The organism is Alteromonas lipotrueiana (assembly GCF_019249245.1).
GTDB classification, from domain to species: domain Bacteria; phylum Pseudomonadota; class Gammaproteobacteria; order Enterobacterales; family Alteromonadaceae; genus Alteromonas; species Alteromonas lipotrueiana.
The window spans coordinates 167,625-185,979 of the sequence record NZ_JAESDK010000003.1 but is presented as its reverse complement, the minus strand read 5'-3'; the positions used below and the strand labels follow the sequence as shown (position 1 = coordinate 185,979).

Below are 18,355 nucleotides of genomic sequence, written 5' to 3'. Positions count from 1 at the left end.
TATTATATTACAAAAGGAACTCACTATGATCACCGATAGAACACAGGTAACTAACCTGATTATAAGTAAAAAAGTGACCAAAGCGATTAAATGGGCTGAAGTAGCTCAGGTAGTCGGGCAGTCAAAAGAATGGAGTACCGCAGCCTGCCTAGGACAAATGGTAATGAATAAGCAGCAGGCAGAGGCGGTAGGCTCTTTGTTTGAACTTCCCGATGAAGCCATTGCCTGGTTGCAAATAGCACCATACAAGGGCACGTTACCTACGGCGGTGCCTACCGATCCATTAATTTATCGCTGGTATGAACTTATTAGTGTTTATGGTACGACCCTTAAAGAGCTGATTCATGAAGAGTTTGGCGACGGAATTATGAGCGCGATCGATTTTTCGATGGATCTTAATCGCGAAGCCGACCCGAAAGGTGACCGGGTTAAGGTAGTAATGTCTGGAAAATTTTTACCGTACAAAACCTATTGATGAGGTTCAAAAGTTAGTGACTGGCCATAAACTGATGCTGCACAAGATTGGCGCAGTTACACCAAAAAAGTGCAGCTTAAGGCTTCTGGATAATAAGAGGGTTAGTTAAGTTGTTGATATAAAACAATAACAATGATGGCATTAAACTTGATGCAGACATTGTACAAGATTAGCAAAACCCATTATATCAATTCAGCGCTAGTGCTTTTGACCGGTCCACATAATTTTGTGTCAATCGCCAATACTGAACTTTATATTCTACATTATATTAGCTGACGGCCAAATACACAGGGGCAGTCAGGGCAACGAAGCCCATGCTCACTTTCACCGGTGACCATGGGTTTTTTTATGCCCAAAAAAGGAGTGCATCATGACAACAAATAATTCAGCCATCAGGGTAGTGGTAGTAGGCAATGGCATGGTAGGACACCACTTTGTTGAAAACCTGATTAAAAGCGGCCAACCGGTGCATATTACGGTGCTTAGTGGTGAACCACGCCTGGCGTACGATCGGGTGCATTTATCATCATGGTTTACTGGTAGCCGTGCCGAAGATTTGGCACTGACTGACGAGCTAACTTATGAGCAATGGGGCATAAACTACGTTCTCAATGCAAAGGTCGAGAACATAGACCGGGCGCGAAAGTCGGTAAGCACGCATCAATATACCTACGATTATGATGTATTGGTTCTGGCGACCGGATCCTATGCTTATGTGCCGCCTATTGCTGGTAGCTACCAGCCGCATTGTCTGGTCTATCGCACAATAGAAGACTTACAGACAATTGAACATAGCGCCACACAGAGCAAGGTAGGGGTTGTGGTGGGGGGGGGCTTACTCGGACTTGAAGCGGCTAATGCCCTCAAACAAGCGGGCTTAAAAACCCACGTAGTAGAGTTTGCTGCACAGCTAATGGCAGTGCAGCTGGATGAAGGCGCAGGAACACTGCTACGCGAAAAAATTGAAGCGCTGGGAGTGACTGTCCACACTCAAAAAGCAACTCAGGTTATTGAGTCGGGACAACAATGCCGCTATCGCATGGTTTTTGCTGATGACAGCTTTCTAGAAACCGACATGATTTTGTTTTCTGCGGGGATCAGACCATGTGATCAATTAGGGCGTGAAGCCGGCCTTGCCGTCGGTGAACGTGGCGGTATTATAATTAATAACCAGTGCCAGACAAATGATCCTGACATTTATGCGATTGGCGAATGTGCGCTATGGGAAAACCGTACCTATGGTTTAGTGGCACCCGGTTACACAATGGCCCGTACAGCGGTAGCCAGTATTTCAAATAAAGTACTGGATTTTGTCGGCGCGGACATGAGCACTAAATTAAAACTGATGGGTGTCGAGGTGGGCTCTATCGGCGATGCACACGCGAAAACGGCTGGCGCGCAGTGTTATACTTATCAAAGTCAACCTCAGGGCGTGTATAAGAAACTCATTGTTGATGCAGCCCATAGTAAAGTTTTGGGAGCAGTACTGGTCGGAGATACCAGCGACTATGATACGCTGTTGCAGTATTGTCTGAACGACATGCCGTTACCTAAAAAGCCGGAAACATTGATTCTTCCCTCAAGTGATGAAAAACCTGCATTAGGGGCAGAGGCCCTGCCTACCACCGCCACAATTTGTTCGTGTCATAACGTGGCCAAAAGCGACATTGTTGAAGCTATTGATAATGGCTGTGCCAGTCTTGATGAGATAAAAACCTGCACTAAGGCCAGTTCTGGTTGCGGCGGCTGTTCTGCACTGCTTAAAAATGTTGTTGATAGCGAATTAGAGCATCGTGGTGTAGCGGTTTCTAAAGCTTTGTGTGAGCATTTTGACCACACAAGGCAAGAATTGTTTCATCTGGTGAAAGTTGAAAAGATTCGCTCCTTCGATGCTCTTATAGCCCGCCATGGTACTGGACTGGGATGTGATATTTGCAGACCTACGGTGGGCTCTATACTAGCTTCGGTATGGAACGACTATGTATTAAACACCCGCAATGTCTCGCTACAGGATACGAATGATACCTATTTAGGCAATATGCAAAAAGACGGCACTTACTCAATTGTTCCGCGTGTTCCGGGAGGCGAAATTACTCCGGCCGGGCTTATTGTAATTGGCGAGGTGGCTCAAAAATTCAACCTTTATACTAAAATAACGGGCGGTCAGCGCATTGACCTTTTCGGGGCTCGTGTCGATCAACTTCTGGATATCTGGCAAATATTAGTGTCGGCCGGTTTTGAAACCGGACACGCCTACGCAAAAGCTTTGCGTACGGTAAAGTCGTGCGTTGGTAGTACCTGGTGCCGCTATGGTGTGCAGGACTCGGTTGGTCAGGCGATTGCACTGGAGCACCGCTACAAAGGGCTGCGCGCGCCGCACAAAATAAAATTTGCTGTATCTGGCTGTACCCGAGAGTGCGCTGAAGCACAAAGTAAAGACATTGGCATTATTGCTACTGAAAATGGCTGGAACCTATACGTGTGTGGTAATGGAGGCATGAAACCCCGGCATGGGGATTTGTTCGCCACTGACTTAAGTACCGATACGCTGGTGAAGTACATCGACAGAATATTAATGTTTTATATTAAGACCGCAGACCGGCTGCAGCGCACCTCGGTATGGATGGACAATCTTGAAGGAGGGCTGGCGTACCTGCAGAGCGTGGTTATAGAAGATACGCTGGGTATTAATAGTGAGCTGGAAGTGCAAATGCAACGCATCGTTGGTGCCTATCAATGCGAGTGGAAAACGACCCTGGCATCGCAAGATGCAAAAAAACGTTTTCGTCAGTTTGTAAACAGCAAGCGGGCAGACACTAACATTCAGTTTGTCGATGAAAGAGGGCAGATTCGTCCAGCGACCGAGCTGGAAAAAGCCCTTGGTCAAGCCCGGATCCCCGTTGAACTGGTTTAAGGAGAATACTCGTGCAGACAAAAGCTCAACAACTTTGTGACTGGTATGACATTTGTGATGAACATGACCTGGTTAGCAATAGCGGAGTATGTGCGCTAATAGGGGAACAGCAAATCGCTATTTTCACTGTCGACTGGCAGGAACGTCGGCAGCTTTACGCACTGAGTAATGGCGACCCTGTAGGTAAGGCCAATGTGATGTACCGCGGTATTATTGGGTCTGTTGATGCTAAGCCGGTAGTCGCCTCGCCGCTGTACAAAGAGCATTACTGCCTGGCTACAGGTCAATGCCTGGAAAACGAGGACCTGGCACTTCAGGTATTTGCCGTTGAGCTTAACGCAGGCAAAGTACGTGTTGCCCTTTAATGCGCACGCAGATGCTGGGCGCTTATTAGTGAAGGAAACGTAATAATGAAACTTTTTTTCCAGGTAACGCTAGCACCAGAGGTGACCCGGCTTTCTGCAGCTTTCCATTTTTTAACCAAAACTCAAATGCCACGTGATCCTTTCGGAGTTGCTGTGTTGTTTCATGGTATAGGTGAGGCTTCATATTCAGGCTTTTATGTGCATAAAAAGGGTACTGTTCGTGGCATCGAATCTGGCTGTAATGAAGCATTTTCACTAAACAGTACACTAGGGTTTAGTGCCTACTACAACCTGTGTAAAGATAAATCAGCCTGGCTTATTCATCAACAAAAGAAATGCACGCAGACGTATCAACGTATCGGCAAAAATTCAGACTTTCAGGAGTACCCGAATGAATTATTTATCCCCTTTCGCAGCGCCCTGGTTTAGTTCGCTTTTAGCTCGTTTGTCTGTCGTTTTTTCACCAGGTGAACTGCAAGTACATCAGCCGCGCTTTGGTACCCGTTTTAACCGTAAGGATGCAGGGCCTAAAGCCCCGGGCAAGGTATATATTGTGGGTGCAGGACCTGGCGATGCCGAATTGCTTACAGTAAAAGCGGTTCGGCTATTACAAAGTGCAGACGTAGTAATGTTTGACTGGTTGGTAGATAAATCGGTGCTTGCCCTTATCCCCCGGCACGTTAAACAAGAGTTTGTTGGCAAGCGCAGCGGGCGCCATAGTACGTCGCAAGTTGGAATTTGTCAGCGCCTGGTCGAACTTGCAACTGCGGGTAAAACAATTGTCAGACTGAAGGGCGGCGCCCCGGCGGTGTTTGCCAGAACCTGTGAAGAAACCACTGCGCTGGATTTGGCAGACATTCCATTTGCTATAGTTCCCGGTATTACCGCTGCATCTGGCGCATCGGCTTATACCGGCATCCCCTTAACCGACCGCCGCTGTGCTCAGTCTGTTAGGTTAATGACTGCCCATTTACAAGACCCTGACGCTATGCCGGACTATCAGAGTATTGCGAATAGCCTGACCAACGAAACCGTGGTGATGTACATGGGTCTAAAACGTCTGGCGACCATAACACAACAGCTGCAGAAGCAAGGTATTGTGACTAACTTACCTGTGGCTGTTATTGAAAATGCTTGCTGTAACAATCAACAGGTCATTGAAGGCACCCTTGCGACAATAGCTGATTTGGTAACACCAAAAACCATTCGTGGACCGGCATTGCTCATCTTTGGACAGGTAGTGAACTACCGACAACAGGTGACGCCTGCATTACTGGCACCTAGCCTTTGTCAGCAGGCATTGTAGTGCTTTGGATAAGCATTTTTCCCATGAGATTCGGGCTTAACAGGGGCTAAAGCGGGAGTGCTTAAGCAATACAGATATAGTTGAGCAATAACGGTTTGCAGTTACACGATTTGGCACCATGATAAAATTTCTTATTGTTTAAACAGAATAGGTGAATATTAAGAAATTCACTGGTTGTGATGCTGAAAAATGAAGATTTAAAAATAAACTTAGTCGATAGGATATCGAAACACTTTTACCCGTCAGTAACATACTGCCGACATTAATAATAAAGCTGTTGCAATCACTTAGCTTTGCAACGGGGCAACGAAGCCCACCCCACCAATCTGAGGCAATCAGGCAGGTGGGGTGGGCTTTTTTGTGACCAAAAGGAATACATTATGACATCAAGCAATATTTCTGGTTTACGGACCTTATCCGGGTGGTTGCTGGCCAGCACAGCGGTGTTAACGCCAAACCTGGCTCATGCAAATGAGTGGTATAATGCGGTAAAGCAGGGGAGTGGATTTGCTGATTTTAGACTACGCTATGAAGCGGTTGATCAGGACAACGCGTTGGAAGACGCTGAAGCCCTGACTTTACGCTCATTGGTAGGGTATTCCAGTGGCGAGCATAACGGGTGGTCATTTACCGCAGAATTAGAAGATGTTCGAGTGGTAGCAGGTATCGATGACTATGCTGTGCCTCCTACCGGATTTAATACCGGGATTTATTCAGTGATTGCTGATCCTGAGACAAGCGAGTTGCATCAGGGATTTATTCAGTATAAAACGCAAACTTTAACAATAAAAGCGGGCCGACAGGTGATTGCCCTGGATAGTCAGCGCTTTATCGGCCATGTGGGGTGGCGTCAGAACTGGCAAACTTTTGATGCCCTGAGTGCCAACTATCAAAACGAACATCTGCAAATTTTTTACGGCTATGTAACCCAGCGCAACCGAATATTTGCCGGTGCCGCAGATATGGACAGCGATGATCATTTGCTAAATGCGAGCTACCAAAACTCATGGGGAAAAATAAACGCCTATGCCTACTTATTGGAGATCGACAATGATGTTCGAAACTCGCTAGATACATATGGTATGAGCTATTCAGGACAAACCCAGACCGATACGATCAAATGGTTGTACGGGCTCGAATTTGCCCGTCAAACCAGCACTTACGAGAACACTGAATTTGATGCCAGTTACGTTATGCTGAACGCGGGGGCGGAAGTGGCGGGTATTACCGCCAAAGTGAACTGGGAGGTATTAGGCTCAGACGATAAAAACTACGGATTTGCAACACCACTTGCAACTCTGCATAAGTTTAATGGCTGGGCAGATCAGTTTTTAACGACGCCAGATGAAGGTCTGGAAGATCTTTCCTTTTTGGTTGCCGGTAAAATCGCTGGAGGCAGCTGGCTGATAACCTATCATGACTTTAGCGCCAATGAATCAGGCACCGAGGCTGATGATTTAGGGAATGAGCTTGATTTGCAATATAACATCAAAGTGAGCGACTTGCTGAATTTTGGACTAAAGTACGCCAGCTATAAAGGTGCCGATATATCAGCGGACACTAACAAACTATGGGTGTGGGTAGGGGCGCGGTTTTAAAGGTTACAAGTAACTGATAGATGAAATTTATCGTGGTATTCGCCTAGTGATAGCTTGCTCTTAACATTGGAAGCAACGCAAGTATAATAAAGGTCGCAATGAGGTAAACCGCTATAAAGTAACTGCAGGAAGACAGAGTCACATCGGGTCCTGTCAGCTTACTCATAAAACAAATACGTTGCTTTTGTGATTATAAAAAGCCTGGCTGATGCATGTACTTTATTGGTACTGATTGCCCAGCCAGGCGAATAAGCCGAGTTTTATTAAAACAGACTGATCAAATAACCAACATACTCATGAATTCATCAACTTCGATGGCTTCTAACCGCGAAGGATGTTGGCACAACTCTGTTATTTGTGAGCAGCGCTGTTGCGGGAAGCGGGTCGCCAGATTCTGTTCAAACTTCATTTTTAAGACTGCGATACCTTCTTCTCGTCTGCGCCGGTGGCCAATAGGATAGAGTACTTCAATTTTGCCGGTACTGGTGCCGTCGTTAAAAAAGACCTGAACTGCATTGGCAATAGCGCGCTTATCAGGATCATGATAGTCGGCAGTGTAAGCCGGGTCTTCAGTTACCTGCATCTTTTCACGCAGTTTATCAATGGCCGGGTTTGCTGCATGAAAATCATCTTCGTAGTGCTCTGCATTCAGTTCACCAAAAAGTAATGGCACGGCAGTCATATATTGCAAACAATGGTCTCGGTCGGCTGGGTTAGACAGGGTTCCCTGCTTTGATATAATTCGAATAGCAGACTCATGAGTAGTGAGCTCTATTTTTGAAATATCATCTATACGATCGCGCACTACCTCATGCAATGTTACTGCCGCCTCGCAGGCAGTCTGGGCATGAAATTCTGCCGGAAAATTCAGTTTAAACAAAATATTTTCCATCACATAGCAACCGTAATCTCTGGGTTGAGAAAATTGTCTTTTCTCGTCCGGTTTTTGCTGTAAATCTTTGTTGGTATGACTAAAAGACACATCGTAAAAGCCCCACTGAGGGGTAGTTAGCACCGCGGGAATTCCCATTTCACCACGCAACGCTATATCGGCAAGCCGAACGCCTCGCGAGGTGGCATCGCCGGCGGCCCACGATTTTCGTGAGCCTGCATTAGGTGCGTGTCGATAAGTTCGCAGCGCCGAACCGTCTACCCAGGCATGGGATACCGCGGCCATTATTTGCTCGCGGGTACCGCCCATCATATGCGCAACTACGGCGGTAGTTGCGACTCTGACCAACAATACATGACACAACCCCACACGATTGAAGCTGTTTTCCAAGGCAAGTACGCCCTGAATTTCATGAGCTTTTACCATAGCCAGCAATACTTGTGACATTGTTAATGGCGGCTTGCCTTTAGCGCGGCGCACCTGTGATAAATAGTCGGCCATGGCGAGAATTCCACCCAGATTATCAGACGGATGCCCCCACTCGGCGGCTAGCCAGGTATCGTTGAAATCTAGCCAGCGAATAATGCAGCCTATGTCCCACGCTGCTTTTACCGGGTCCAGACAAAGCTGAGTACCAGGCACGCGCGCCCCGTTTGGAACAACCGTTCCTGCGGCTAACGGGCCAAGATGCTTCGTACATTCAGGAAAGCGCAGTGCCAGCAATCCGCACCCCAGAGAGTCCATCAGGCAGTAACGCGCCGTTTCTATTGCTTCTGATGAAGCAATATCGTCGCGCATAACATAATCGGTAATATCCTGAATTACCTGGTCGTAATCAGGGCGTTCATTCATTTCAGCGTGAGAGGTCATTTTTTCTCCTTTTAAAGGTGAAAACCACAGTATGTTTGAGTAAAAACGATGCTTATTATGTGTACGCCGCTAAGCGGGTTTGGATGAGCCGATTAACGCAAACAGGTAAATGCGCATCGTAAACTTTGACAGTATACGGTGACCACTAAGCTGCCAAATTTGCAGGTGTTTTATATCGGTTTGGCAAACTGGCGGGCTACCTAAAAGAAACGCTTTTATAAGGTAATTTTGGGAAAGAGGGCTTTTAAAATAAAATCGGGTCGTGAAAATTAGCGAAAAGACAAAGTGCGCAGCGCTGTGTCTTTTGCAGCTAATGACGGCAGCCGTAGTTTAGGCCAAGCCTGACCAGGCTTGGCCTACAGTAACAAAGGCGTATTGACCAGGGTAACAAAAAGAACGGCGTTAATCGCTTTGTTATAATCTTAAGCTGACGAATGCGCTTTACCTCGAATATAATCAAAAATACATTCAAAGATGCCCGTTAAAGCGCGTTTAGAAAGGATTTACACTATAGCCTTGCTGGCTCAGCCGGGCATGTGCCGTCATTGCCGATAAATCCATTTCCACACCTTCAACCAGCATGTCTTTTGTTACATTATGTTTAGCTGAAGACTGACCGCATACGATTACCCGCACTCCGTTTTTTTGTAAAGCTTCAAGCAGCTTTACGTTCGCGCTAGATTCGCCCGTACGTTCTTTATAACTGTTATTGTTCATGACATCTAATGTTGCCGTGCCATGTACAACCAGCGCAAGATCAATATTTTCAAGTTTAGCGCCATTTGCTACATGCATATTGATAAACCGCGCAAGCTTATTAAAGCTTTGATTTAGTTCACCGTCTTTAGCTCCTTTTTCAACATCAAAAGCAACTTTGAAGGTTTGCTCAGGTGAAATTTCTACACCAGAAACTTGCGCATGTTTGCCATACTGTTCAAATACCGGGCCCGCTTTAAATGCTGCGTCCTGTGCCGTGGCGTACAGGGTAGTGGCGGCACCTAGAATCGCTAAAACAGATGTTAAACGGTTCATGTTTTCTCCTTTTACTAGAGTGGATTTGTCTTGTTGGTGTTGTATCAGTAAATCGCCGCAGAAATGCGTGTAGCGGTTACTAAGCCTGAATGTAAGCCGGCTATCTTAACTGCCATACTGTTTCTACTTAGTACACCTACAGTTAGAACAAAAATTGAATGATGTGCAAAACTAAAAGAGTGACTTCCACAAACTGTAAAGCATAGCGTTTGAGTTAGTTAAACTACGATAATCGTGCTGCTTAGGAACTGAAAAACTATCGCATGATATTGGTACCGTGCGAAAATGGAACATGGGTTACTTATACCTGTGATGTTGGGTATCTGTGACGTTGCACAACCGGGTGGGCGGCTTTTTAATACCTGGGTAAGTAATGTTGTTTTAAACTTTTCCCAATAAGCTGTTCGGGAATGGTATTTGTGAGCTGCGGTCATTAATAAGCAATTTTAATAAGCAATATTGAGTCTCAATTCAAAAGCCAGCTTGAGATTTGTGTAACAGCCAGAGATAATTAACCTCTACGTCAAAAACGGTGAACGGGTTGTGCGAAAACTCACACCTAAGCTCGCGCTTTTAATAAAATGAGATGCTATGCAGCCTTCCAACTCAACACGTTTAAATAAATTCATCAGCGAAAGTGGTTTTTGCTCACGCCGGGACGCCGACAAATTTATCGAGCAAGGGTGTGTTCAGCTAAACGGCCAGCGTGCAGAAGTTGGAACAAAAGTGATCACTGGCGACATTGTTAAAGTTAACGGAAAGCTGATTAAGCCCGCCGATAAAGAGGCGTTTGTGGTTTTAGCGTTGAATAAACCGGTAGGGGTAGTAAGCACAACCGACAGTGCAGAACGCGCTAATATTGTAAATCACGTGCGCTACAAAGAACGTATTTTTCCGATAGGGCGGTTGGATAAAGACTCTCAGGGACTTATTTTTTTGACCAACAATGGCGATTTGGTTAATAAAGTACTGCGGGCAGGCAATAATCATGAAAAAGAATATGTGGTTAAAGTCGACAAGCCGGTGACCGACGATTTTATTCGCAAAATGCGTTCAGGCGTGCCGATTTTAGGCACCGTCACCAAAAAGTGTAAGGTTGTAAAAGAAAGCCGTTTAGAATTTCGTATTACACTGGTTCAGGGCTTAAACAGGCAAATTCGTCGGATGTGTCAGCACTTTGATTACGAAGTAATAAGGCTGGAAAGGGTGCGTATAATGAATGTGAATTTGCGCGGCCTGAAAACTGGCGCATGGCGCGAACTGACAAAAGATGAACTCGCTACATTGTTAAAGTCGGTTGAACACTCATCTAAAGAAGCCCCTGGCGATCAACAAAGCATGCGGGCTCAGTCTGATAAACAGCCCAGTAAACAGCCTAAAAAAAGAATTGATTTAAAATCTTCGAATAATAAAGCAAAGTCAGGCAACAAAACCCGCAGTACGCTTAAGTTGGGCCGAACAAAACATGGCGGCTAACCTTTAAGCCGCTAACCCTCAAGCTTAGGCTAGCAAAAACGTTTCTATCTGCAGATACCTGTTTTTAGTGTTCAACACTCAATGTTATTTTAACAAATAAATAACATTGAGTGGCCGCTGGCAACAATTCGTGCATAAACTGAGCAATCCGATGTTCATTTGCTCAGGCGGTGCTATGGCACATTCACACTCTCAGGCAGAATCAGCAGTGGCGGAACAGACATCTGCCACCCCCAGCTATTATCGTAATTATGTTTTGTTTGTGTTAACTCTGGTTTATGCGTTTAATTTTATCGACCGGCAAATTGTAGGTATTTTGTCGCCCTTTATTAAAGCTGATCTAGGCCTTGATGATGCTCAGTTAGGCTGGTTAAAAGGCATTTATTTTGCGCTTTTATATACATTGGTGGGTATTCCTATTGCCTGGCTTGCCGATCGCTATCACCGGGTTAATATTATTGCAGTGTCGCTAACCCTGTGGAGTGGATTTACCGCAGCTTCTGGGCTGGCTACAAATTATGTACAACTGGCGCTGGCCAGAATTGGGGTAGGCATAGGTGAGGCGGGGGGGAGCCCACCCTCTCACAGTATTATTTCTGACTTGTTTCCCAAAGAAAAGCGGGCGGGCGCGTTGGCTATTTATTCACTGGGGATCCCATTTGGCATTATGCTCGCTTTTTTCGCCTCGGCATTTTTCTTACAAGGAGGGAAAGCAGACTGGCGTACCGTAATGATAAGCGTGGGGCTGCCCGGTGTTATTCTTGCGCTACTGTTAAAGTTTACTGTAAAAGAGCCTGCCCGACGCACTGATACAAAAAACATAGCTGTGGATCAGCCGCAACCCTCAGTATTGACCTCGATAAAAGCGTTGCTGAAAATTCCTACCTGGTGGGGGATGGCGCTGGGAATTTCGTTTGGCTCTTTTGGAAATTATGCCATCTCAACCTGGATCATCGATTACTATGTACGTGCCTTCGCCGGACTGGATATTACCCAGCTTCTGATTGTTTTTGGCGTAATCAACGGTACTGCTTATGCATTAGGCGTATGGCTAGGCGGGGTAATTGCCGATAAGTGGGGACAGCACAACAGGCGGGCGTATGCTTTGCTGCCAGCGTTCGCCTTGATGATAGGTACACCTGCGTTTTATTTTTCATTACAGGTACAAAGCTTGTGGCTGTCAGTGGGTTTACTGACCTTTTTATTGTTTACCAGTGGTTCGTATCTGGGGCCCTGTTTTGCCATGGCACAAACGCTGGCCCCGGCAAATGTCAGAGCCATGTCTACGGCGCTGTTCTTTTTTGTGCTGAATATTATTGCACTAGGTGGCGGACCGACATTAACCGGTATTATTAGTCAGGCGCTGGTACCCAGTTTAGGCGAAACCGAGGCATTGCGTCAGGCAATGATGTATCTGGTGGTGCCGTACGCCTTGTCTATCGCGTTCTTTTTGTGGACCAGTACCAAAATTGTGAAAGACTGGGAGCTTAGCACCGGTTAAATATCGTTTATATCGTCGCTGGCGTATTCGTAATAAAAAACATCACTTACCTGTTGGTCTGCATCGACCCGGACATAGCCAAAATACGTGGTTTTGCGCGAGGCCTTTACGGTAATGTTTTCATACGGGCATAGTTGTGCAGTTTTATCACTGCCAACAAAGTTAAGCCAGGCAGTATGCAGATGACCAAAAGGCTCGGCTGGACTGCCTTCTAAAGGATCGAAATAGTAATGGCTCTGTTCGATAGCAGCAATGGTTTGTGGCTCTCCTATACGCTGATAGGAAGATTCGGCGCGTGGGTGGGCGCGATTAAAAACAAAATTTAACAGCACAGTAATAATAAAAAACAATCCCCAAGCCGGCCACAACGCGCAAAACACAAGCTCCAGTAAACGCTGGCCACTGGTGATCAAAAACCGCCACCGTCGTGATGTTGTTTTTTCTGCTATGTTGTCATGCACTTCAGGTGAAGCGTTATGCATCATTTCAAATTCAAACGGGGGAGCTGGGTTAGGAAAAAACCAGATTTTTACCCAAAAGCCCAGCGTAACTATCAAATATCCAAAAAGCGCTGCATCTTGCATGGTTTGTTGTCCTTTACTGTTTTACCCGTGATTCTGCCGCGCTTTACTTTCAGTACAACATCTCGTTCGTACTGAGAGCCAAAGCCAAGGTGCAGGTATTCGAGTAGTTTTCCTTCGGGCATACGTAAAGTACCTGAGTACCAGTGGGCAAACACACGTTCGTCGTATCCTTCGAACAGCTTATGAAGATTATTGGTGCTGAAGTCTGTTTCGTTGTAAATCCCGGTCAGATACAACCTGTCGTGGTGGATTTCCCAATGGCCAATATAGCCGCGAATCAGCCCAAAAGAGGCATGAGAAAATGGGTTTTGCATATGTCCCAAAGAAAATAGCGCATCTAGCGGACAACTCATCAAGGCCCGAACTTTGTTTTGGTACACAATGGTTTCGCTTATTTGCGCGGTCATAGGAAGGCAGATGTCCTTATTAGCCAAAATAGTTGATTATTGCATTGTTGTTTACTTTACAAACAATCATTTAGTTGCACAAACAAAAACGCCCCAACAAGCAGTTGAGGCGACAACACATAAAGGTGTTTAAGGTTGGGAATTAATTAAACGTATCTACCAGTGCCGGTACTCCCGGGAACATACCAATAATGGCCATAACGATGCACAGTACAACAAAAGCTATCCCCGGAATTATCCAACGGCCGGCTTTGCCCAGCTTTTCCGCCCGGTCTTTACAGCCCACCAGTCCCAGGTTGTCGAGCAATAAGGTTAACGACCACCCGAACACCGGATTTACCAATACCGAAGATATCACGACCATTGCCGCAGATTGGGCGGTTTTTCCTTCGCGGGTCATTTGCATACCGGCTTCCATGAGTGGCAAAAATACTCCCACTAATAGTGCTACGCTTAGCACCGGAGGCCACACGGCCAGATCCATAGGATATCCCCAGAACGCCGCCACAATGCAAAGCACACCGGTAACTATTGCTCCGGCAGGAATTGGCCGGCGGGCAATAGATGCCGGAATAATATAAGTACCCCACGAAGACGTTATATTACCGCCCCCCAGCAGGCTTCCAACTGCCTGACGGGTAGATGCTGTCATCATGGTGTCATCGATATCCATATGTACCCGCTTGGTATTTTTGGGGTAGCTTAACTTTTGAAATACCTGATGCCCTAAAAAGTCAGGCGACCACATTGAAACGGCCAGTACCGCAAATGGCAATACTGCAACAAAGTGTGACCAGTCTGGTAATCCTAGCTTCCAACCTGTGTCTTCGCCCCACCAATACGCCGGATTCATATTAGGTATGCCAGGTGAGGTGCTAAATTCAAATGGTGCGCCCATCGCCAACGCTATTATGGCGGCCATTCCAGCGCCAAGAGGGATTGCCAACCAGCGCTTTTTAATGTGCTCAAGCCAGGCATACATAAGAATAGTGGCAATAAGCACTACAAATGCCAGGTAACCCATGTCAAAGCTTTCTGCCCAGGTAAATAATTTTTGGACCTGGCCGGTTATACCGATAAACCCAAGATAGAGTAGCAAGCCGCCACATACGCCATTACTGGTAAGCTTGGCTAACAGGCTCCCGCCTTTGGTGATCCCTAAAATAAATCCAAGGCCGCCTATTAGCAGCCCTAATGCCATAGGGTGTCCGCCAGAGGCAACAATCAAAGGCACCAGCGGCAGTAGCGGACCATGCGTACCTGCCAGATTCGCTGACGGATTCAAAAAGCCAGAGATCAGAATAACAAATAAAACCGCAGCAATGAGTAGTTCAAAGCGCACATTTTCAATAACAAACTCTGAGGATAAGCCCAACGGAGCCGCGAATGCGCCGACCACTGCAGCAACCATCACAATTTTGCCTATGGTTGCCGCCATGCCGGGAACTAAGTCTTCCCACTCAAAACGGTAATCCCGCATGGGAAGGTTAGGACGCCATCTTCGTGGCGACATAACCTGTAATTCGTGCTCCAAATAGGCTTCGCGAGTGGCGAATTCTGACCTGGGTCGGCTTAGTGTTGAATATTTTTGTGAATGTTCTTGTGACACAACTACCTCGCTTTCAAATATATTGAAGGCAGTCTAGAGTTGTCACAAATTATTAACAATACGACCATGGGCTTATACTTTTGTTTAAAAAATAAGCAAATTCACATATTGACTATTGTTGTGGTGACGACCCTTGTGACGAAGATTTTTGAGCCGATGAGGGGTGCGCAGAAGAACGAGCCCTGTTGCTTTGGGCAATTAAAATTCCTACCAGACTTATCGCAAAGCCTATCATCGTGGCGGTGGCTATGGCTTCATCGAACATTACCAGCGCCCACACTGCGGTAACCGGTGGTGTTAAATATATTAAACTGGCCACTTTTACCGCGCTACCCCGCTGTAAACACCCCCAGTAAAATCCATATGCGGCTAGCGTAGAGAACAGCACAAACCAAATTACGGCTTCCCAAAATGCAGTATCGAGTGGAAAAATCAGGGCGTTATCCATGTATAACGCTAAAGGTGCAAACAGAATAGCCGTGGTACAGCTTTGAATCGTTAGCGAGCTACCGATGGGCGGGTTATTTCTGGCGTGCTTTGTAAGCAAAGTGGCCGCCACCAGACTAAGCATACCTAAAAACGCCATGGCAAACCCGGTAGCAGAAGCCTGATTTATGTTACCGGCAACCGAGACCGCAACGCCGATAAAACCTATAAATAACCCCAGCCATTCTAATTTACCTACCTTTTTATGCAATACCGGCCCTGCCAGAGCGGCAGTGGCTAACGGTTGGAGAGCGGCAATTAATGCCGCCAGAGCAGCGGGCACGCCTAAATGAATCGCTGCGTTTACACCGGCTAGATAGCCAAACATTGCTAAGCTGCCTATTAACATTTGCTGAATAATCGTCCGCGCAGAAAGCTGACTAACCTCTTTCAAAGTGAAAGGCAGCAGCACCAGACCGGTTATTACAAAACGCCAAAACAACACTAAAAAAATAGTATCGGTCGCCGAGGCTAATTTTCCGCCAACAAAGCCAGAGCTCCATGTCACTATTAAACCAACATCCATGATAAACGTGATCGCGCGGGCTGACATATCAACATATCCTATAAGTAAAGTGGTCGTTCTACTTGCAAGGGTAGAGCGACGGCTTTAGTGTTGCAAGTATGAATATTACCTCTCGAAAAATTGCAACGGCATTAGAGGATGTTTTTGCAGAGCAAGGATTTGCTCAGCCGGGTGTAGATAAGCTAAAAGATGCCGCAGGCGTAAGTTTGCGCACGCTTTATAAGTACTACCCCTCAAGAATTCACATGATTAACGGAGCGTTGGCGTTACGACATGAACGTTATATGGCTATGCTTTTTAAAAATATTAATTCAGAAGGTGAAATCGCACTTATTGACGTTTTTGAACAGATTGGTCGATGGCTAAGAACCAATGCACAGCCGGGGTGCCTGTTTCTATCTGCCGTTGCAGCTTATCCAGCAGAGCCAATGCTAAAAGCAATGCTTAGTAGACACACCCACGAGGTTATAGAAAACATGGTTCGCATAAGCGGGCTACAAAACGCTTATTATGAGCTGCTGGTAATTTATGAAGGGCTGCTCCATAGCTGGCCTGTATGTCACGAACAGGCGCTTACCGCCAGTAAAACCTGTGTGAATAACTTATATCGTACGCGCTAAGCTAGAAATAACAAAACTATCTCTGATATTAAAGTCGCCGAAAATGTTAAAAAAGTTATATAAATGTATGTTAAATGTTTTTAAATAAAAGTTTTATAGCTTGTTTGTATGATTTGTCAGCAATCGGAATTGCTAATGGTTGCGGCGTGTTGTTCTAAATCGTAATCTTAGCGGCATATTTGCCCGACGTTGTTTAGCTAAACCTTTTCTTAAAACCGCGTCGTGTACCGCTTTTCACTTTTTTTAAAAGCCAGGGAATTTTATGTTTAAACACTCTAAATTATTCATATCGGTAGGTGTGGCTGTTTCGTGCATGTCTTCGTCGGTCTTAGCTGCGGGTTTTCAGGTAAATGAACATAGTGCTAACGGACTGGGCCGGGCTTTTGCCGGCCAAGCGGCTATGCCAGAAAATGCTTCTGTTTTAGCGACCAATCCTGCTGCAATTGGTTTATTTAAAAAGGCAGAGTTCAGTGGCGCAATCAGCTTTATCGATCCAAATGTTGATGTAAGTGCTCAGACGAATACGTCGCTGATGACCGAGCAAGGCAATGTACCTGTGGTATCCACTGAATCCAGTGAAGACAATATTGCTGATACGGCGTTGGTACCTGCATTGTTTTACACCACACCCATTGACGATAAATGGTCTGTAGGCGTAGGTGGGTTTACTACGTATGGATTGCGTACTGACTACAGCTCAGACTTTGAAGCATTGCATTTTGCCGACGCTGCAGAAGTAAAGTCGTTCACTATAAACCCTGCGGTTTCTTACAAAGTCACCGACACATTGCATTTAGGGCTGGGGGTTAGTGCCACTTATGCAGAAGCTGAAATCAACTCTGCAGTGTCAAATTCGTTAACCCCAATTTTGTCACAGGCAGTAGGCCAGGAATTACCGGCCAATGCCTCTTTGTTCAGTTTAGAAGGTGACGACTGGGGCTATGGATGGAATGTCGGTGTCTTTTGGCAGGCGACAGAAAGTACGCATATTGCATTGTCTTACCGGGCAGAAACTGAACTTGAGCTTGATGGCGACATAAGCTCACAAATTCGAAGTGAGCTAAATCAGCCGGGCAAAGTTGATATTAACCTTGCTGCAATTACCGAACTGGCAGTGAACCAAAAAATCAATAAGCGCTGGTCGGTACAAGCCAGTGCGGTTTTCACCGACTGGAGCACATTTGATAAACTTGAGGCCAACCTAGCCAGCGGCGATGATTTTCTTATCAAACAGGAAGATTTTGAAGACTCATGGCGCGGAGCCCTTGGGGTTACGTACAAGTTAGACAATGCTATGACATTGCGAGCCGGATACGCTTACGATGATGGTGCTGTAACCACCGAAAACCGGTCATTAAGTATTCCTGATACCGACCGCCAGTGGATAACCGCAGGTCTGACCTATTCGGTAACCGACACGACAGCAATTGATGTCGGTTATGCTTATCTGAATGGTCGTGAGGCAAAAGTAGATAAAACCCGCCAAATTGGTCCGTTAACTTCTACCGTTACCGGAACTCAGTCAGCGAATGCCCACATTTTAAGTGTACAGGTTAATACCAGTTTCTAACTGTGAAACTGCCGCCTTTAAAAAGCAGCCAGGGGGCTAATGCCGTTCACTTATTGTGAGCGGCATTCCTTTTTCTATATCTAAAACAATTTTTGACACATAGCCTAGGGCATAGAGCGGCATC

The 18,355-nt window shown here is 46.0% G+C and carries 16 protein-coding genes; 10 read left to right on the top strand and 6 right to left on the bottom strand.

Going from position 1 to position 18,355, the window contains the following annotated elements:
- Window positions 1-25: 25 nt before the first annotated feature.
- The 6 genes from cynS to JK130_RS03735 all read left to right on the top strand — a co-directional run bounded on the left by cynS (window position 26) and on the right by JK130_RS03735 (window position 6,658).
- Entirely contained in the window at window positions 26-475 is a 450-nt protein-coding gene (gene cynS, locus JK130_RS03760; RefSeq protein ID WP_218352879.1) for a cyanase, read from the top strand.
- 370 nt (window positions 476-845) lie between these two features.
- Window positions 846-3,389 (top strand): nitrite reductase large subunit NirB, encoded by a 2,544-nt coding sequence (gene nirB / locus JK130_RS03755; RefSeq protein ID WP_218352878.1) that lies wholly within the window; start codon window positions 846-848, stop codon window positions 3,387-3,389.
- A gap of 11 nt (window positions 3,390-3,400) precedes the next feature.
- Window positions 3,401-3,754, top strand: a complete 354-nt coding sequence (gene nirD / locus JK130_RS03750; protein WP_218352877.1) for a nitrite reductase small subunit NirD — start codon at window positions 3,401-3,403, stop codon at window positions 3,752-3,754.
- 45 nt (window positions 3,755-3,799) lie between these two features.
- Complete coding sequence (locus JK130_RS03745; RefSeq protein WP_218352876.1) at window positions 3,800-4,183, top strand: hypothetical protein; 384 nt, start codon at window positions 3,800-3,802, stop codon at window positions 4,181-4,183.
- A complete protein-coding gene (gene cobA, locus JK130_RS03740; RefSeq protein WP_218352875.1) occupies window positions 4,146-5,060 on the top strand; it encodes a uroporphyrinogen-III C-methyltransferase in 915 nt (304 codons plus the stop codon). The genes JK130_RS03745 and cobA overlap by 38 nt, the downstream gene beginning before the upstream one ends.
- Before the next feature lie 380 nt (window positions 5,061-5,440).
- A complete protein-coding gene (locus tag JK130_RS03735; RefSeq protein WP_218352874.1) occupies window positions 5,441-6,658 on the top strand; it encodes an alginate export family protein in 1,218 nt (405 codons plus the stop codon).
- Window positions 6,659-6,935: 277 nt separating this feature from the next.
- On the opposite strand, the gene JK130_RS03730 is transcribed toward JK130_RS03735, so the two are convergent.
- Window positions 6,936-8,420 (bottom strand): bifunctional 2-methylcitrate dehydratase/aconitate hydratase, encoded by a 1,485-nt coding sequence (locus JK130_RS03730; RefSeq protein ID WP_218352873.1) that lies wholly within the window; start codon window positions 8,418-8,420, stop codon window positions 6,936-6,938.
- Between the two features lie 492 nt (window positions 8,421-8,912).
- Complete coding sequence (locus JK130_RS03725) at window positions 8,913-9,452, bottom strand: DsrE family protein (protein ID WP_218352872.1); 540 nt, start codon at window positions 9,450-9,452, stop codon at window positions 8,913-8,915.
- Between the two features lie 591 nt (window positions 9,453-10,043).
- Between JK130_RS03725 and rluF the strand changes: the two genes are divergently transcribed.
- Both rluF and JK130_RS03715 read left to right on the top strand, forming a co-directional pair.
- Window positions 10,044-10,928, top strand: a complete 885-nt coding sequence (gene rluF / locus JK130_RS03720; RefSeq protein ID WP_218352871.1) for a 23S rRNA pseudouridine(2604) synthase RluF — start codon at window positions 10,044-10,046, stop codon at window positions 10,926-10,928.
- A 175-nt stretch (window positions 10,929-11,103) separates the two neighbouring features.
- Entirely contained in the window at window positions 11,104-12,429 is a 1,326-nt protein-coding gene (locus tag JK130_RS03715) for a spinster family MFS transporter (RefSeq protein WP_218352870.1), read from the top strand.
- Here the strand turns inward: JK130_RS03715 and JK130_RS03710 are convergent.
- From JK130_RS03710 to JK130_RS03695, 4 genes are all read right to left on the bottom strand, one after another.
- Window positions 12,426-13,013, bottom strand: coding sequence for a hypothetical protein (locus tag JK130_RS03710; protein ID WP_218352869.1), 588 nt, complete (start codon window positions 13,011-13,013; stop codon window positions 12,426-12,428). The two genes, JK130_RS03715 and JK130_RS03710, sit on opposite strands and share 4 nt — an antisense overlap.
- A complete protein-coding gene (locus JK130_RS03705) occupies window positions 12,983-13,420 on the bottom strand; it encodes a hypothetical protein (protein WP_218352868.1) in 438 nt (145 codons plus the stop codon). Before JK130_RS03705 ends, JK130_RS03710 begins: the two co-directional genes overlap by 31 nt.
- A 142-nt stretch (window positions 13,421-13,562) precedes the next feature.
- Window positions 13,563-15,029 carry a DUF3360 family protein gene (locus JK130_RS03700; protein ID WP_218352867.1) on the bottom strand — a complete coding sequence of 489 codons (1,467 nt, stop codon included), beginning with the start codon at window positions 15,027-15,029 and terminating at the stop codon, window positions 13,563-13,565.
- A gap of 112 nt (window positions 15,030-15,141) precedes the next feature.
- Window positions 15,142-16,068 (bottom strand): DMT family transporter, encoded by a 927-nt coding sequence (locus JK130_RS03695; protein WP_218352866.1) that lies wholly within the window; start codon window positions 16,066-16,068, stop codon window positions 15,142-15,144.
- Window positions 16,069-16,139: 71 nt separating this feature from the next.
- Here JK130_RS03695 and JK130_RS03690 point away from each other — a divergent pair, with 71 nt between their 5' ends.
- Both JK130_RS03690 and JK130_RS03685 read left to right on the top strand, forming a co-directional pair.
- Window positions 16,140-16,661, top strand: a complete 522-nt coding sequence (locus tag JK130_RS03690; RefSeq protein WP_218352865.1) for a TetR/AcrR family transcriptional regulator — start codon at window positions 16,140-16,142, stop codon at window positions 16,659-16,661.
- Window positions 16,662-16,923: 262 nt separating this feature from the next.
- A complete protein-coding gene (locus JK130_RS03685) occupies window positions 16,924-18,231 on the top strand; it encodes an OmpP1/FadL family transporter (protein WP_218352864.1) in 1,308 nt (435 codons plus the stop codon).
- Window positions 18,232-18,355: the final 124 nt, after the last annotated feature.

Excerpts from the sequence above, each read along its gene's own strand:
- cynS (WP_218352879.1), top strand. The coding sequence starts at position 26 with ATGATCACCGATAGAACACAGGTAACTAACCTGATTATAAGTAAAAAA.
- nirB (WP_218352878.1), top strand. The coding sequence starts at position 846 with ATGACAACAAATAATTCAGCCATCAGGGTAGTGGTAGTAGGCAATGGC.
- JK130_RS03745 (WP_218352876.1), top strand. The coding sequence starts at position 3,800 with ATGAAACTTTTTTTCCAGGTAACGCTAGCACCAGAGGTGACCCGGCTT.
- cobA (WP_218352875.1), top strand. The coding sequence starts at position 4,146 with ATGAATTATTTATCCCCTTTCGCAGCGCCCTGGTTTAGTTCGCTTTTA.
- JK130_RS03735 (WP_218352874.1), top strand. The coding sequence starts at position 5,441 with ATGACATCAAGCAATATTTCTGGTTTACGGACCTTATCCGGGTGGTTG.
- JK130_RS03730 (WP_218352873.1), bottom strand. The coding sequence starts at position 8,420 with ATGACCTCTCACGCTGAAATGAATGAACGCCCTGATTACGACCAGGTA.
- JK130_RS03725 (WP_218352872.1), bottom strand. The coding sequence starts at position 9,452 with ATGAACCGTTTAACATCTGTTTTAGCGATTCTAGGTGCCGCCACTACC.
- rluF (WP_218352871.1), top strand. The coding sequence starts at position 10,044 with ATGCAGCCTTCCAACTCAACACGTTTAAATAAATTCATCAGCGAAAGT.
- JK130_RS03715 (WP_218352870.1), top strand. The coding sequence starts at position 11,104 with ATGGCACATTCACACTCTCAGGCAGAATCAGCAGTGGCGGAACAGACA.
- JK130_RS03710 (WP_218352869.1), bottom strand. The coding sequence starts at position 13,013 with ATGCAAGATGCAGCGCTTTTTGGATATTTGATAGTTACGCTGGGCTTT.
- JK130_RS03705 (WP_218352868.1), bottom strand. The coding sequence starts at position 13,420 with ATGACCGCGCAAATAAGCGAAACCATTGTGTACCAAAACAAAGTTCGG.
- JK130_RS03695 (WP_218352866.1), bottom strand. The coding sequence starts at position 16,068 with ATGTCAGCCCGCGCGATCACGTTTATCATGGATGTTGGTTTAATAGTG.
- JK130_RS03690 (WP_218352865.1), top strand. The coding sequence starts at position 16,140 with ATGAATATTACCTCTCGAAAAATTGCAACGGCATTAGAGGATGTTTTT.
- JK130_RS03685 (WP_218352864.1), top strand. The coding sequence starts at position 16,924 with ATGTTTAAACACTCTAAATTATTCATATCGGTAGGTGTGGCTGTTTCG.